The sequence below is a fragment of the Micromonospora sp. NPDC005299 genome (assembly GCF_042872345.1).
Lineage (GTDB): Bacteria > Actinomycetota > Actinomycetes > Mycobacteriales > Micromonosporaceae > Micromonospora.
On the sequence record NZ_JBIAKG010000003.1, the window covers coordinates 421167 to 435937 of the forward strand.

Genomic DNA, 14771 nt, shown 5'->3' on the forward strand with positions numbered 1-14771 from the left:
CATTCTATCGAACAGGTGTACGAAGATGTAGTCCGACACGCAGGTCACCCGTACCGGTCGCTATGGTGTTCCGATGCTGCTCTCCGACCGCGACCTGGTCTCCGAGATCAAGGCGGGCACGCTCGCGCTGGAGCCCTTCGAGCCCACGCTGGTGCAACCGTCCAGCATCGACGTACGTCTGGACCGGTTGTTCCGGGTCTTCAACAACCATCTCTACACGCACATCGACCCGTCCGTGCAGCAGGACGACCTCACCTCGATGGTGGAGGTGCCCGAGGGCGAGCCGTTCGTGCTGCACCCGGGCGAGTTCGTGCTCGCCTCCACGCTGGAGGTGATCTCGCTGGGTGACCAGCTCGCCGGACGCCTGGAGGGCAAGAGCTCGCTGGGCCGGCTCGGCCTGCTCACCCACTCCACGGCGGGCTTCATCGACCCGGGCTTCTCCGGTCACGTCACGCTGGAGCTGTCCAACGTGGCGAACCTGCCGATCACGCTCTGGCCGGGCATGAAGATCGGCCAGCTCTGCATCTTCCGGCTCTCCTCGCCGGCCGAGCACCCGTACGGCTCTGCCGTCTACGGCTCGCGCTACCAGGGCCAGCGCGGCCCGACCCCGAGCCGCTCCTGGCAGAACTGGCGCACCTGGCCGACCCGCTGACCAACCGGAAAGCGGTAAAACGGGGGCCCCTTCCGCTACCTGAGGCGTCAGAAGGGGCCCCTCCTCACCACTCAGCCGGGGCGGCCATAGCTGTTGATCTGGCCGTCGTCGACGCGCTTCATCGTGATCGGCTTGCCGGACTGGGAGGCGTGCACCACCCAGCCGTCACCGACGTACATGCCGACGTGGTGCAGGTCGCTGTAGTAGAAGACGAGGTCACCGGCGCGCAACTCGCTCCGGCTCACCCGCCTGGTCACATTGTGCTGCTGCCGGGCGTTGTGCGGCAGCGAGACGCCGGCCTTGGCCCAGGCCGCCATGGTCAGGCCCGAGCAGTCGTAGTGGTCCGGGCCGGCGGCGCCCCAGACGTAGATCTTGCCGATCTGGGCGCAGGCGAACTTGACCGCGACGCCGGCCGGGCCGCCGGGGTAGCCGGCGGGGCAGGGCGCCGGGCGCAGCGGACCGCCGCCGCCGTTGCCGTAGACCTTGAGGCGCAGCTTCTGGAGCTTGACGATCTCGGCGTCGATCTGCTTCTTCTTGGCCGCGAGCTGGGCCTCGGTACGCGACAGCTCGGTGATCATCTCGTCCAGCGGCTGCTTCTTGGCGGCCAGCTGGTCGCGCAGCTCCGCGACGGTCCGCACCTGCTCCTGTTGGCGGTTCGCGAAGCGGTCGAGCAGTGCGAGGCCGTCCACCAGGTCGCTCGGCGACCGGCTGCCCAGCAGCGCGTTGACGGTGGAGAGGTTGTTGTCGCCCTTGTACGCGTCGGCGGCGAGTCCGCCCACCTGACCGAGGGCGGCGTCCACCCGGGCCTGGAGCGGGGCGATCTGCTTGGCCAGCGAGGCGGCCTGCTTCCGCTTGGCGGCGAGCTGCTCGCGGGTGGCGTTGACCTGTTCGATGATCGGTTCGAGCTTGTTCCAGTCCTGGTCGATCTGGCGCTCGATCTCGGCGACCGACGGTTCGGCGTGTGCCGCCGTGGCGCCGCCGGTCAGGACGACGGCGGAGCCGACCAGGGCGGCGAGGGCGGTGGTGCAACGGGACCAGCGGGAACGCGGCGTAGCCGTCGACCGGTCGACCGACCGGACCGACGGTGGCCGCGGGGCATGGTGTGCCACCGGGCTTCCGTACTCCTTCTTCCTGGCCGCCTACCGGGTTAGCTGACGGGTTCGGGCGGGAAGGGAGGCGCCCTACCGCAGTGGCTGCGGATTCACCCCAGATACCTGGGTCCCCGGCTCGCCCGGAGGCGACTCGGCGGTGTCGGACCGTCACCACCCGGGATGGACGGTGAAGCTCGCGGCCGACGATTGACCAGAGTAGAGAGCGTCGTTATCAATCCGCAACCCGAGACGCCGTGACACTCCGTACGTCCTGCCCGCCCGGAATGAAGGATTTCTTCATACGAGATTACTTGCTGGAAAGGTATTGACCCGGAGGGTGTGCGGGGTGAGGGTGAGGACGCAGTGACCCCCATCCCTGTCTGGAGGTTCGATGCACCTCTCACCCCCGCCGTCGGGTAGACGGATGCTGCTGGCGGCCGCCGTCGCGGCGGCCACCGCGCTGGTGGCGACCGGACCGGTGGCCGCCGAACCGCTCACCGCCCAACCCACCAGCGACCGCCAGGAGCAGTACGCCGCCGCCGCAGCGGAGTACGGCGTGCCGCAGAGCGTCCTGCTCGGCGTCTCGTACCTGGAGTCGCGCTGGGACACCCACCCGGGCCAGCCGAGCACCAGCGGCGGCTACGGCCCGATGCACCTCACCGACGCCCAGCAGGTCCTCGCGACTCCGGCCAGCGGCCACGTGGACGAGAACGAGGACCCGCGGGGCGATGACTCACGCCCGCTCACCCTCGACCCGGCCATCGCGGCCGCACCGGCGGAGGACGTGCTGCCGCAGGCGTCCCTGCAGACGCTCGACGCCGCCGCGGCGCTCACCGGCCTCAGCGAGGAGGGGCTGCGCACCGACGCGGCCGCGAACATCCGGGGCGGGGCGGCGCTGCTCGCCTCGTACCAGAAGCAGTTGGGTGCGCCGGTCGGCCCCGGCAGCGACCCGGCGGCCTGGTACGGCGCGGTGGCCCGCTACTCCGGCGCGGACACCGAGGACGCGGCGGCGGCCTTCGCCGACGAGGTCTACGACCAGCTCGGCCTCGGCGCGGCCCGGACCACCGACGACGGCCAGCGGGTGACCCTCGCCGCCACCGCCGTGACGCCGGACCAGTCCGGGCTGCACAAGCTGGGGCTGCGCCGCGCCGAGCGGCCGGACGGCCTGGAGTGCCCGGTCCGCCTCGCCTGCGAGTGGATCCCGGCCCCCTATGAGAAGTACGGCCCGAACTCCGGCGACTACGGCAACCACGACCTCGGCAACCGGCCGGCCCAGCAGAAGATCGAATACATCGTCATCCACGACACCGAGGGCTACTTCGGCCCGAGCGTGAAGCTGGTGCAGACGAAGACCTACCTGGGCTGGCACTACACGCTGCGGTCGGTGGACGGCTACGTGGCCCAGCACATCAAGGCCAAGGACGTCGGCTGGCACGCCGGTAACTGGTACGTCAACGCCAAGTCCATCGGTATCGAGCACGAGGGCTTCGCCGGCCACGGCACCTGGTACACCGAGGCCATGTACCGGACCTCGGCCAAGCTGGTCCGGCACCTGGCGCTGAAGTTCCAGATCCCGCTGGACCGGCAGCACATCATCGGCCACGACAACGTGCCCGGCACCACCGCCGGCACCGTGGCCGGCATGCACTGGGACCCGGGCCCGTACTGGGACTGGTCGCACTACTTCGACCTCATGAAGGCCCCGTTCCGGTCCCTCGGGAACGCGCACACCGGCCTGGTCACCATCGACCCGGACTTCGCCACCAACCAGCCCGCCTTCGTCGGTTGCAACCAGCAGCCGCCGGGCGTCCCGAAGCCCACCCCGCCGGCCGCGCCGTGCCCGCTGCGCGGCTCGTCCGCGGTGGTCCTGCACACCGCACCGAGCGCGACCGCCCCGCTGGTCAACGACCGCGGGCTGCGGCCGAACGGCACGCCGGACACCATGTACATCTCCGACCACGGCGCCCGCGCCTCGGCCGGGCAGACGTACGCCTTGGCGGACGTGCAGGGTGACTGGACGGCGATCTGGTACCTCGGCCAGAAGGCCTGGTTCCTCAACCCGGCCTCGGCGCCCACGGCCAAGTGGTCGACGGGCTTCGTGGTGACCCCCAAGCCGGGCAAGGCCACCATCCCGGTGTACGGGCGGGCCTACCCGGAGAAGGAGGCCTACCCGGCCACCATCCCCTTCCAGGGCGTCTCCCCGCTCCAGTACACCTTCGCGGCCGGCCAGCGGTACGCAGTCGGCGGCGTCCTGCCGAGCGAGTACTACCGGGCGGTCTCGTTCGACGGCTCCGCGCCGGACGACCGGACCGTGGTCCGCGGCGAGACCCGGTACGTGCAGATCCAGTTCGGCCACCGGATCATGTACGCGAACCTCGACGACGTGCTGATCCTGCCGTCCCCGATCGGCGCACCGAGGTAGTAGCAGCGGCGCTCCACGGCGAAGGCCCCCGGTCCGCATGGACCGGGGGCCTTCTCGTCGTTCGGGGGACGGGTCAGCTGACCCGGACGAAACCGGCGAGCGGCTGTGTGCTGATGCTCGACACCTGGACCGGCTTGCCGGTCCGCGGGGCGTGCACCATCACCCCGTTGCCGAGATAGAGCCCGACGTGGTGCAGGTCGCTGCCGAAGAAGACGAGGTCACCCGGTCTGGCCTCGGAGCGGGAGACCTTGCGGCCCTCGTTCCACTGCGCGCCCGTGAAGTGGGTGAGCGAGATGCCCGCCGCCTTGTAGGCGTACTGGGTGAGGCCGGAGCAGTCGAACGAGTTCGGGCCGGTGGCGCCCCACACGTACGGGTCGCCGACCTGCGCGCATGCCGTCTTGATCGCGGTACGCGCGGCGCTGCTGACCACGCCGTCGATGGCCGGGCAGCCCGCCGGGCGGATCGAGGTCACCGGCAGCATCGCGGTCAGCCGCTTGATCTCGGCGTCGATCTGCTTCTTCTTGGTCGCCAGCTCTTTCTCCTGCTTGAGCTCGGTGGCGATCAGCGCGTCCAGCTTCTGCTTCTGCCGGTTGTACTTGTCCCGGACGGCGAGCACGCCGGCGATCTGCTTGCGCTGGTCGTCGGCGAGCCGGTCGAGGATGACCAGCTGCTCGGCGAGGGTGCCCGGGCTGCTGTTGACCAGCAGGGCGCCCATCTCCTGGGACGGGCCCTGGATGTAGTAGCGGGCGGCGATGTCGCCGACCTTGTTCATCGCGAGCGCCGACTCCAGCTCCAGCGGCACCATCTTCTTCTGCAGGTCCGCGGACTTCTTCTTGTTGACCTTGAGCTGGGAGCGGACCTTGTTGTACTGCTCGATCGTGGGTTCGAGCTTCTCCCACTGCTTGTCGATCTGGGCGTCGATCTCGTCCACCGACGGCGCCGCGTGCGCCGGGGCCGCCAGCAGCCCGGCGCCGACCGCGACGGCCGCGACGACGGTGAGGAGACGGCGTACCACCCGGTGGAACCCGGCCGGTCGGCCGGGCGGGCTCGGGGCGTGACGTTGAGGGGGCATGGTTGCCACCGGCACGGACTCCTTTGCAACCGACCGCCGGGCGCCTCGCGAGAGGGAAGATCGAGGCAGACGACCCACAGCGGTCGGTGCCCCACACTAGGGAAGGCACGGGGGTGGAATCAAGGCGACCTTTAGTTCAATCACGTCTGCGCAACCGCTTGCACACCAAGGGTATTCATTCACTTGCCAACGATTGCCGTCAATACGTCGTCGAGTGTCACCACACCCAGCGGTCGGCGGCCGTCGCTCACCAGCACCATGTGCCGGCGTTCGCGGCGCATCGAGAGCAACAGGTCGGCCAGCGTACGGTCGGGCGGCACCACGGCCAGCGGCCGGTAGATGTCGGCGGGCACCGGCGCCCGGCGGGTCGCGCCCGCGTAACCCAGCACGTCCTTCACGTGGACGAAGCCGAGCACCCGGCGGGTGGACCGCTGCACCACGGGGAAGCGGGACCGGCCGGTGCGGGTGGCCAGCACCTCCAGCGACGCCGGTGAGACGTCCTCGGCCACCGTGGTCACCGTCGACCAGGGTTGCAGGGCGTCGGCGGCCGTCCGGGTGTGCAGGGCCAGCGCGCCGGTGATCCGGGCGTGCTCCTCGGCGTCCAGCAACCCCTCGGTACGCGCCTGCGAGACCAGGCCGGCCAACTCCTCCGCGGTGAACACGGTCTTCACGGCGTCGGTCGCCTCGACCCGCCACAGCCACAGCACCTGCCGGGCCGCCCACTTCATGGCCAGCAGCAGCGGCTTGGTGGCCAGGCAGAAGGCGAGCATGGCCGGGCCGAGCCAGAGCGCCGACGGCTCCGGGCCGGCCAGGGTGATGTTCTTCGGCACCATCTCGCCGACCACGGTGTGCAGGAAGACCACCACGCCGAGGGCGATCACGAAGGCCACCGGGTGCACCGCCGAGGCGGGCAGGCCGAGCGCCTCGAACGGCGCCTCCAGCAGGTGCGCCAGCGCCGGCTCGGCGATCGCGCCGAGGCCGAGCGAGCAGACCGTGATCCCGAGCTGCGCCCCGGCGATCATCAGCGGGATCTGGTTCATCGCCGAGAGCGCCCACCGGGCCCGCTTCGAGGTCGCCGCCAGCGGTTCGAGCACCGTACGGCGGGAGGCGATCAGGGCGAACTCGCTGCCCACGAAGAAGGCGTTGCCGAGCAGCAGCACCAGGGCGATCAGCAGTTCACTCACCGTCGTCGGGCTCCTCGGGGCGGACCACCCGGACCTGCTCGATCCGGTGCCGGTCGACCTCCACCACGGTGAACTCGTACCCGGCCTCCTCGACCGTCTCGCCGGGCACCGGGATGTGCCCGAGCCGGGCCATCAGGAAGCCGGCCAGGGTCTCGTACGGCCCCTCGGGCAGCCGGAATCCGGTCTGCTCGATCAGTTCGTCCTCGCGCAGCACGCCGTCCACGAGCACGGTGCGCTCGCCGCCCGGCACGGTCAGCTCGACCGGCCCCAGATCGTCCACGGCGGCCGGGTCGAACTCGTCGGCGATCTCCCCGACCAGCTCCTCGACCAGGTCCTCCACGGTCACCACGCCGTCCGTGCCGCCGTACTCGTCGACCACGATGGCCAGGTCGGCGCCGGCGTCCTTGAGCGCGGCCAGCACGCCGTCGAGGTCGAGGCTCTCCGGGACGTACACCGGTTCGCGGGCGACCGCGGCGACCGTGGTGGCGGCCCGGCTGGCCAGCGGCACGCCGAGCGCGTCCGGCACCCCGGCCACGCCGGTGACCAGGTCCAGCGTCTCCTCGTAGACCGGGAACCGGGTCCGGCCCGTCTGCCGGGACAGGTCCAGCAGCTCGGCGACCGTCGCGGTGGCGCGCAGCGCGATCACGTCGACCCGCGGGGTCATCGCCTCGGCGGCCCGCTTGTCGCCGAACCGGATGGTGCGGCGCAGCAGCATCGCGGTGTCCGGCGGCAGCGCCCCGGCCCGGGCCGAGATGGCGGCGAGCAGTCCCAGCTCCTCCGGGGAGCGGGCGCTGGCCAACTCCTCCTGCGGCTCCACACCGAGCCGCCGGACCAGCCGGTTGGCCGAGTCGTTGAGCAGCCGGATCAGCCAGCCGAAGGTGCGGGAGAAGGTCCGCATCGGCCCGGCGGTGCCGAGCGCGGTGGGCATCGGCCGGGCCAGCGCGAGGTTCTTGGGCACCAGCTCGCCGAAGAGCATCGAGAGCAGGGTGGCCAGCGCCAGGGCGAGCAGCCCGGTGAACCGTTCGGCCCCGCCGACCGGGCGCAGCAGTGGGGCGAAGAGCCGGGCCAGCGCCGGCTCGGCCAGATAGCCGGTGAGCAGCGCGGTGATGGTGATGCCGAGCTGGGCGCCGGAGAGCTGGAAGGAGAGCTCGCGCAGCGCCCGGCGTACCGCGGCGGCCCGGCCGTCGCCCTCGCCGGCCCGCCGGTCGATCTCCGCCCGGTCGACGGTGACCAGGGCGAACTCGGCCGCGACGAAGAACGCGTTGCCGGCGGTCAGCAGCACGAAGCCGACCAGGGGCAACAGCGTGGTGAGCAGCAGGCCGTCGATGAGCGCGATTGTTCCACGGGCCGGCAGCGGGCACGAACCGGCGACCGGCGGGCTGGCGAACCCGACGTAGCGTGGCTCGCATGAACCGCCTGCTGCTCACCGACGAACTGGTCCTGCTCGCCCACGACGACGCCGGCACCAACCGGCTCGGCCGGCCGCACCTGGACTACGGCGTCGCCGGGGCCGTCCTGCTGGAGCTGGCCCTGGCCGGCCGGGTCGAGGTGACCGACGGCCGGCTGGCGGTGACCAACCCCGCTCCGACCGGCGTGCCGCTGCTGGACCACGCGCTCGCCACCGTCGCCGGGGACCGGCCGCGCAAGCCGAAGGACTGGATCGGCAAGCTGGCCAAGGGCCTGCCGGACCGGGTGCTCGACGGCCTGGTCGACGCCGGGGTGCTGCGCCGCGAGGCGGACCGGGTGCTGTGGGTGTTCCCGCGTACCCGCTATCCCTCGCCGACCGGCACGGAGCCGGCGGTGGAGACCGCGGCCCGGCAGCGAATGCTGGCCGCGCTGGCCGCCGACGGCCCCGTGGACGCGCGGACGGCCGCGCTGCTCACCCTGACCCGGGCGATCGGCCTGGACCGGACGCTCTTCCGCGAACTGCCCAGGGAGCGGGTCAAGGCCCGCCTGACCGAGATCGCCGCGGGCGACTGGGCCTCCGCGGCCACGAAGAAGGCGATCGAGGAGACGCAGGCCGCGGTGCTGGTGGCGACGACCGCCGCCACCACGGCCGCCATCGCGGTCACCACGGTCTCCTGACCGGCGACGGCGGCGACACCCCGCGTGGGTGCCGCCGCCGTCGTGGTTCAGCTTTTCCGGGGGTACGCCTCAGCCGGCGACCGCCTCGGTCTCCTTCTCGCCCGCCGGGGCGTCGGGCTTGACCGAGCGGAGCAGCACGCTGGCGACGTCGATGACCTCGACCTGCTCGCCGGCGCCCTTGCCGTTGACCCCGTCGTTGAGCATCGTCGAGCAGAACGGGCAGCCGACCGCGATGGTCTTCGCCCCGGTGGACATGGCCTCCTCGACCCGGTCCACGTTGATCCGCTTGCCGATCTTCTCCTCCATCCACATCCGGGCGCCGCCGGCGCCGCAGCAGAAGGAGCGCTCGCTGTTGCGCGGCATCTCGGTCAGCTCGCCCTGGATGGCGTCGCCGAGCACCTCGCGCGGGGCGGCGAAGACCCGGTTGTGGCGGCCCAGGTAGCAGGGGTCGTGGTAGGTCACGCCGCCGTCGACCGGCTGCACCGGGGTGAGCTTGCCGGCGGCCACCAGGTGGGCCAGCAGCTGGGTGTGGTGGACCACCTCGAACTCGCCGCCGAGCTGGCCGTACTCGTTGCCCAGCGTGTTGAAGCAGTGCGGGCAGGTGGCAACGATCTTCCGCTTGCTCTTCTCCCGGCCCTCGAACGCCTCGTTCAGCGTCTCGACGTTCTGCTGGGCGAGCATCTGGAAGACGAACTCGTTGCCGATCCGGCGGGCCGGGTCACCGGAGCAGGTCTCGCCCTCGCCGAGGATGGCGAAGGAGACGCCGGCCTCGTTGAGCAGCGTGGCCACCGCGCGGGTGGTCTTCTTGGCCCGGTCCTCGAACGCACCGGCGCAGCCGACCCAGAACAGGTACTCGAAGTCGTCGACCTCGCCGACCCGCGGCACCTCGAAGCCGAGGCCCTTGGTCCAGTCCTCCCGGGTGTTCTGCGGGGCGCCCCACGGGTTGCCCTTGTTCTCCAGGTTGCGGAGCATGACGCCGGCCTCGGACGGGAAGCTCGACTCGATCAGCACCTGGTAGCGGCGCATGTCGACGATGTGGTCGACGTGCTCGATGTCCACCGGGCACTGCTCCACGCAGGCGCCGCAGGTGGTGCAGGACCAGAGCACGTCCGGGTCGATGACGCCGCCCTCCTCGGCGGTGCCGATCAGCGGCCGGTCGGCCTCGGCGAGGGCCAGCACGTCCATGTGGGCGAGCTGCGCGGCGGTGGCCTTCTCCTCGCCGGTCAGGTCCTTGCCCCCGCCGGCCAGCAGGTAGGGCGCCTTGGCGTACGCGTGGTCGCGCAGGCTCAGCACGAGCAGCTTCGGCGACAGCGGCTTGCCGGTGTTCCAGGCCGGGCACTGCGACTGGCACCGGCCGCACTCGGTGCAGGTGCTGAAGTCGAGCAGGCCCTTCCAGGTGAACTGCTCGACCTGGGCGACGCCGAACTGGTCCTTCTCGGGGTCGGCCTCCTCGAAGTCGAGCGGCTTGCCGTCGCTCGTCATGGGCCGCAGCGGGCCCAGGCCGGAGCCGGCCGCCTTCGCGGGCTCGCGCTTGAAGAAGATGTTCGGGAACGCCAGGAACCGGTGCCAGGCGACGCCCATGGTGACGTTCAGCGAGATCACGATGAGCCACGTCATCGAGATGACGATCTTGATGAGGGCGGCGACGCTGACGCCGGCCGTCCAGGCCGGGAGCGCGGCGCCGACCGCGTGGCTCAGCGGGGTGGCCCAGACCGGGTACTCGAAGTGGTCGGTGGCGACCTTGAAGCCGCGGATCACGAAGCCGAAGATCAGGACCAGCAGCACGACCCACTCGACGAAGTAGCCCTGCCACATCGTCGAGCCGGTGAACCGGGAGCGGCCGCCCGGTCGGGTGGGCCGGTTGCGCAGCCGGATCCCCATCAGCACCAGGATGCCGGCCAGCCCCAGGATGCCGATCCACTCGGTGGCCAGGCCGAAGATCGTCCAGTGCCCGATGATCGGCAGCCCGCCGCCGGGGGTGACCACCTCGAAGTACGCCTCGAGCACCAGCAGCGACAGCACGATGAACCCGACCATCACGAACCAGTGCGCCGCGCCCACCACGCTCCACTTGAGCATCCGGGTGTGGCCGGCGGTCTCCACCAGCATCTTCGTCGTGCGGGCGCCCTTGTCGGTGAACCGCTCCGGCGCGGGCTGCCCGAGCCGGATGACGGCCGTCATCTTCATGACCGCGCGCACCGCAAGCCCCACCGCCACGGCGGTGATGGCGGCCGCGAGGATCGTGGTGACGATCTGGACGCTGCCCATCGAGTTGGCCTCCCGGTCTGCTGCTTGTCAGTGCAGCCTACGCGCAAGGTTACCCAGCAGTAACGTGAGTCATCTCGCATCCGGCCACGCCGCCCTGCCGACACCTTAGGGGCAGCGGGCGCCGGGCGCCGGTCAGGGGCGTCCCGGCGTGACGTACGCCCGTGATCACCGGGCGGCGGAGCCGGCCGGGGTCAGCGCCAGCGGGAGAGCAGGATCAGCGAGGAGACCATCGCGCCGAAGCCCACCGCGAGGTTCCAGTAGCCCCACGAGGCGACCGGGTAGGCCTGCTCGGAGAGGTAGTAGATCACCAGCCAGCCGATGCCCACCACGATCAGCGCGACCGCGGTGATCGGCAGCCAGACCGGGCTAGGCTTGCGCGTCGCCGCCGTCGCCGTCGGACGCACGTCCGTCGGCGGGGTGTACACCTTCTTCTTGCGGACCTGAGACTTGGGCACGACGCTCTCCAGAGGGGGGTACGACCTCGTCCGGCCTGACAACCGGGCGCGGGGGCGACGGTCCATGGCCAATAATGTTCGACAGCTAGCGTAGTCCCGCCGGCCCCTCCAGGCCACGAATGGGGTCAGGCCGGTGCACGGAGCGACCGAAAAGAGCGGGACTTTTCGGGTCGAGCAGACCGGTCCGCGCCGTCGCGGGCCGGAACGAGACGACGGGAAGGGAACGCCCGGTGGAGTACACGTCCGGCGCCGCCTCCTGGCAGAAGGTCCTGCGGCGCGCGGTGGTCGGCCTGCTGCCGCGCCGGCCGCGCCAGCGTCGCCCGGGCTGGTCGATCGGCGTACCCCTGATCGCCGCCGCGGCCGGGCTCCTGTTCACCACGACCGCGACCACCGCCGGCGGCACCCCGCTGCGGGAGGACCGGCGTCCCCAGCTCACCCAGTTGATCGAGGACCGGCGCGAGCAGGTCGCGGCCAGCGAGGCGAAGGCCGCCCGGCTGCGCGCCGAGGTCGAGGAGCAGACCGGCGCCCTGGCCGGCGCCGACGGCCCGATCAAGGCACAGCGGGACCGGGCCGCCGCCACCCGGCAGGCCGCCGGGTTCACCGCGCTCACCGGCAACGGCATCACCATCGAACTGAACGACGCCCCCCGGCGCGCCGACCAGAGCCTGCCCAAGGGTGCGAGCAACGACGACCTGGTGGTCCACCAGGGCGACGTCCAGGCCGTCGTGAACGCGCTCTGGGCGGGCGGCGCGGAGGCCATGTCAATCATGAACGTCCGCGTCCTCAGCACCAGCGCGGTACGCTGCGTCGGTAACACTCTGCTGCTGCACGGCCGGGTGTACTCCCCTCCTTTCAAGATCGTGGCCATCGGTGACCCCGCCGCCTTCCAGCGGGAACTCGCCGCGTCCAAGGGAGTCCGGTTGTTCAGGGAAGCCGTCGACCACTACCAGCTCGGCTACTCCGAGACCGTCTCCACGGTCACCGTGCCGGCGTTCGAGGACTCGACCGCACTGCAGTCGGCAAAGGTTCCCCGGTGAGACCGGACGACCCCCGGGAGCGGGACGGGCGCCATCGAGACCCGAGCGAGGACGCGACCGCCTTCCTCCCGAAGGTCGACCGGCCGGCACCCACGCCGCCCCGCCCCCCGCTCGACCTGCCCTGGCCGGACCAGGCAGCGCCCCCCTCGGTCACCGAACAGCGGCCGGCGCGACCGCGACCGCCCGCGTCCCCGCCGCCGGCCTGGCCCGGCGACCGGAGCCGCCCGCCGGCCCCCGCCGCTCGGCCGCTGTCACCGCCACCCGCCGCGCCGCAGGGCCCCGCCGCCTCCCACGACCGGCGTCCCCGGGGTGCCGCGCAGGACCAGCACCGGCCGGCTCCCGGGCGCCGGCTCGACCCGCCGACCGCCGAGGTACGGCCCTCCAGCCCCGGTGACGCGCCCACCGCGTTCATCCCACCGCTCGGCGATCGGCGCGAGCGTCAGCGGGCCGGGAACCCGGTCGAGCCCCGCCGCGGCGAGGCGGCGCGGCCGGCGGCGACCGGCCCGGCGGACCCGGGAGCGACCGCGCTGATCCCGACCGTCAGCCGCCCGCCGGCCCGTCCGGCGGCACCGGACCACACCGCGCTCATGGGCGCCGTGCCCCCGGTCCCGGACACCGGCGACGGCGACCCGGTCGGCACCCCGGCCGAGCCGCCGCAGCCCCGCCGCGGCGAGCGGGTCGTGCAGCTCCGGCCGGAGCAGACCGGCGAGGGATACAAGAGCGTCTACTCCGAGCTGACCCGGCCCACCGTCGGTTCCCGGCTGCGGGCGGTCGTGCGCGGCACCGGCGAGGTGCTGATCACCTTCGGTCTGGTGGTGCTGCTCTTCGCCGGCTACGAGATCTGGGGCAAGGCGGTGATCGTCGACGCCCACCAGAACGACCTGAGCAGCCAGCTCGCCCAGGAGTGGGGGGCGGACCCGACCGTCGGGCCGACGACCGGGCCGAGCGCCAAGCCGAAGCCGCCCGCCGAGGGCAAGCCGGTCGCCGGGCTCTACCTCCCGAAGTTCGACAAGCACTGGGTGGTGGTCGAAGGGGTCAGCCCGGACGACATCCGGTACGCCCCGGGCCACTACCCGAAGAGCGCCATGCCGGGCCAGGTGGGCAACTTCGCCATCGCCGGGCACCGCATCCGGGCCACCTTCTGGCGCCTCGACGAGCTGCGCCCCGGCGACGCCGTCGTCGTGGAGACCCAGACCGAGTGGTTCATCTACAAGGTCTACCAGCAGCGGATCGTCAAGCCGTACCAGGTCGAGGTCGTCGCGCCCGTGCCGGGCAAGCCGAACGAGCCGCCGACCGAGAAGCTGCTCACGCTGACGACCTGCAACCCCAAGTTCGACAACTACCAGCGGCTGATCATCCACGCCCGGCTGGACCACGTCCAGGCCAAGGCGACGGGTCGCCCGGCCGAGCTGGAGGGCTGAGGCGTGTACGGCTGGATCTGGCGGAAGCTCCCGCTCGGGCTGCCCGGAAAGCTGATCGGCTCGGTGCTGCTGGCCGCCGCGACGGTCGCCCTGCTCTGGTTCGTGGTCTTCCCCTGGGCGGAACCCCTCCTCCCCTTCGACGACGTGCAGGTCACTCAGGACTCCGGCGTGCCGGGGGACGACGGCGGGCTCACCGAGCCGAGTGAGCGGCCGTCCGAGGAGGAGATCCCCTACAGCACCGAGACGAACAACGCCCCGCCCTCCACCCCGAGCAGGTGACCCCGATGCGCATTCTCGTGATCGACAACTACGACTCGTTCGTCTTCAACCTCGTGCAATATCTCGGCCAGCTCGGCGTGGACTGCGAGGTGCGGCGCAACGACGAGATCGACGTCGCCGAGGTGGGCCGGGTGGGCGCCGCCGGGGTGCTGCTCTCGCCCGGGCCGGGCAGCCCGGACCGCGCCGGGATCTGCCTCGACGTGATCAAGGAGTACGCCGGCAAGCTTCCCCTCTTCGGGGTCTGCCTCGGTCACCAGGCCATCGGCGAGGCGCTCGGCGCGACGGTGACCCGGGCGCCGGAGCTGCTGCACGGCAAGACCTCCCTGGTGAGCCACCACGGGGTGGGCGTGCTGGCCGGCCTGCCCGACCCGTTCACCGCCACCCGGTACCACTCGCTGGCCGTCCTGCCCGAGACGCTCCCCGAGGAGCTGGAGGTCACCGGCCGGACCGGCTCCGGAGTGGTGATGGCCATGCGGCACCGCACCCTGCCGATCGAGGGTGTCCAGTTCCACCCCGAGTCGGTGCTGACCGAGGGCGGCCACCTCATGCTGGCCAACTGGCTGGCCGTCTGCGGCTTCCCCGAGGCGCTGGAACGGGCCCCGGAGCTGGCGGCCGAGGTCGACGCCCGCCGCCTGGCCGCGTTCGCCGCGGCCTGAGGCTTCGTTTACGTCAGCTACGCGAAGTGGCGGGGGCCCGGGGGCCCCGGCCCCCCCCCACCGCCGGGGTGGGGGCGTTCGGTGCGGGGTGGGCGAAACCGCCGGGCGGCGGGGTGGGGGACGGGCCCCCCACCCCGGTGCCGCGGGCG

Annotated in this window: 13 protein-coding genes and 1 riboswitch; of the genes, 7 read left to right on the forward strand and 6 right to left on the reverse strand. The window is 71.9% G+C overall.

Annotation, left to right across the window (positions count from 1 at the left end; all coding sequences use genetic code 11):
* Window positions 1–73 precede the first annotated feature (73 nt).
* On the forward strand, window positions 74–652 hold the full coding sequence (gene dcd / locus ACFYPD_RS11440) for a dCTP deaminase (RefSeq protein WP_357272344.1): 579 nt from the start codon (window positions 74–76) through the stop codon (window positions 650–652).
* A gap of 71 nt (window positions 653–723) precedes the next feature.
* Here the strand turns inward: dcd and ACFYPD_RS11445 are convergent, their stop codons facing one another.
* Window positions 724–1761, reverse strand: a complete 1038-nt coding sequence (locus ACFYPD_RS11445) for an NlpC/P60 family protein (protein WP_387111585.1) — start codon at window positions 1759–1761, stop codon at window positions 724–726.
* A 13-nt stretch (window positions 1762–1774) separates the two neighbouring features.
* Window positions 1775–1910: riboswitch (cyclic di-AMP (ydaO/yuaA leader) on the reverse strand.
* Between the two features lie 257 nt (window positions 1911–2167).
* Here ACFYPD_RS11445 and ACFYPD_RS11450 point away from each other — a divergent pair.
* Window positions 2168–4165, forward strand: coding sequence for an N-acetylmuramoyl-L-alanine amidase (locus tag ACFYPD_RS11450; RefSeq protein WP_387111588.1), 1998 nt, complete (start codon window positions 2168–2170; stop codon window positions 4163–4165).
* 73 nt (window positions 4166–4238) lie between these two features.
* Here ACFYPD_RS11450 and ACFYPD_RS11455 read toward each other — a convergent pair whose 3' ends face one another.
* The 3 genes from ACFYPD_RS11455 to ACFYPD_RS11465 form a co-directional block, all read right to left on the reverse strand.
* Window positions 4239–5252 carry an NlpC/P60 family protein gene (locus ACFYPD_RS11455; RefSeq protein ID WP_387111591.1) on the reverse strand — a complete coding sequence of 338 codons (1014 nt, stop codon included), beginning with the start codon at window positions 5250–5252 and terminating at the stop codon, window positions 4239–4241.
* A 164-nt stretch (window positions 5253–5416) separates the two neighbouring features.
* Window positions 5417–6421 (reverse strand): hemolysin family protein, encoded by a 1005-nt coding sequence (locus ACFYPD_RS11460; protein ID WP_387111593.1) that lies wholly within the window; start codon window positions 6419–6421, stop codon window positions 5417–5419.
* The gene (locus tag ACFYPD_RS11465) at window positions 6414–7721 is read right to left on the reverse strand and encodes a hemolysin family protein (protein ID WP_387111595.1); all 1308 of its coding nucleotides are present in this window, start codon (window positions 7719–7721) and stop codon (window positions 6414–6416) included. The genes ACFYPD_RS11460 and ACFYPD_RS11465 overlap by 8 nt, the downstream gene beginning before the upstream one ends.
* A 107-nt stretch (window positions 7722–7828) precedes the next feature.
* Between ACFYPD_RS11465 and ACFYPD_RS11470 the strand changes: the two genes are divergently transcribed.
* Window positions 7829–8506 carry a GPP34 family phosphoprotein gene (locus ACFYPD_RS11470; RefSeq protein WP_387111598.1) on the forward strand — a complete coding sequence of 226 codons (678 nt, stop codon included), beginning with the start codon at window positions 7829–7831 and terminating at the stop codon, window positions 8504–8506.
* Window positions 8507–8575: 69 nt separating this feature from the next.
* Here the strand turns inward: ACFYPD_RS11470 and ACFYPD_RS11475 are convergent, their stop codons facing one another.
* Window positions 8576–10774, reverse strand: a complete 2199-nt coding sequence (locus tag ACFYPD_RS11475) for a (Fe-S)-binding protein (protein WP_387111601.1) — start codon at window positions 10772–10774, stop codon at window positions 8576–8578.
* Between the two features lie 191 nt (window positions 10775–10965).
* On the reverse strand, window positions 10966–11229 hold the full coding sequence (locus tag ACFYPD_RS11480) for a cell division protein CrgA (protein WP_357667557.1): 264 nt from the start codon (window positions 11227–11229) through the stop codon (window positions 10966–10968).
* A gap of 230 nt (window positions 11230–11459) precedes the next feature.
* On the opposite strand from ACFYPD_RS11480, the gene ACFYPD_RS11485 reads away from it, so the two are divergent.
* The 4 genes from ACFYPD_RS11485 to ACFYPD_RS11500 are packed head-to-tail and all read left to right on the forward strand — an operon-like array spanning window position 11460 to window position 14622.
* On the forward strand, window positions 11460–12266 hold the full coding sequence (locus tag ACFYPD_RS11485) for a DUF881 domain-containing protein (RefSeq protein WP_387111604.1): 807 nt from the start codon (window positions 11460–11462) through the stop codon (window positions 12264–12266).
* Window positions 12263–13687, forward strand: a complete 1425-nt coding sequence (locus ACFYPD_RS11490; protein ID WP_387111606.1) for a class E sortase — start codon at window positions 12263–12265, stop codon at window positions 13685–13687. Before ACFYPD_RS11485 ends, ACFYPD_RS11490 begins: the two co-directional genes overlap by 4 nt.
* Window positions 13688–13690: 3 nt before the next feature.
* Window positions 13691–13966: a hypothetical protein gene (locus tag ACFYPD_RS11495; RefSeq protein ID WP_357331993.1), complete on the forward strand. Its 276-nt coding sequence runs from the start codon at window positions 13691–13693 to the stop codon at window positions 13964–13966.
* Between the two features lie 5 nt (window positions 13967–13971).
* Entirely contained in the window at window positions 13972–14622 is a 651-nt protein-coding gene (locus tag ACFYPD_RS11500) for an aminodeoxychorismate/anthranilate synthase component II (protein ID WP_387111607.1), read from the forward strand.
* Window positions 14623–14771: the final 149 nt, after the last annotated feature.

Coding starts and splice junctions, on each gene's coding strand:
- ACFYPD_RS11500 (WP_387111607.1), top strand. CDS start 13,972: ATGCGCATTCTCGTGATCGACAACTACGACTCGTTCGTCTTCAACCTC.
- dcd (WP_357272344.1), top strand. CDS start 74: ATGCTGCTCTCCGACCGCGACCTGGTCTCCGAGATCAAGGCGGGCACG.
- ACFYPD_RS11450 (WP_387111588.1), top strand. CDS start 2,168: ATGCTGCTGGCGGCCGCCGTCGCGGCGGCCACCGCGCTGGTGGCGACC.
- ACFYPD_RS11475 (WP_387111601.1), bottom strand. CDS start 10,774: ATGGGCAGCGTCCAGATCGTCACCACGATCCTCGCGGCCGCCATCACC.
- ACFYPD_RS11470 (WP_387111598.1), top strand. CDS start 7,829: ATGAACCGCCTGCTGCTCACCGACGAACTGGTCCTGCTCGCCCACGAC.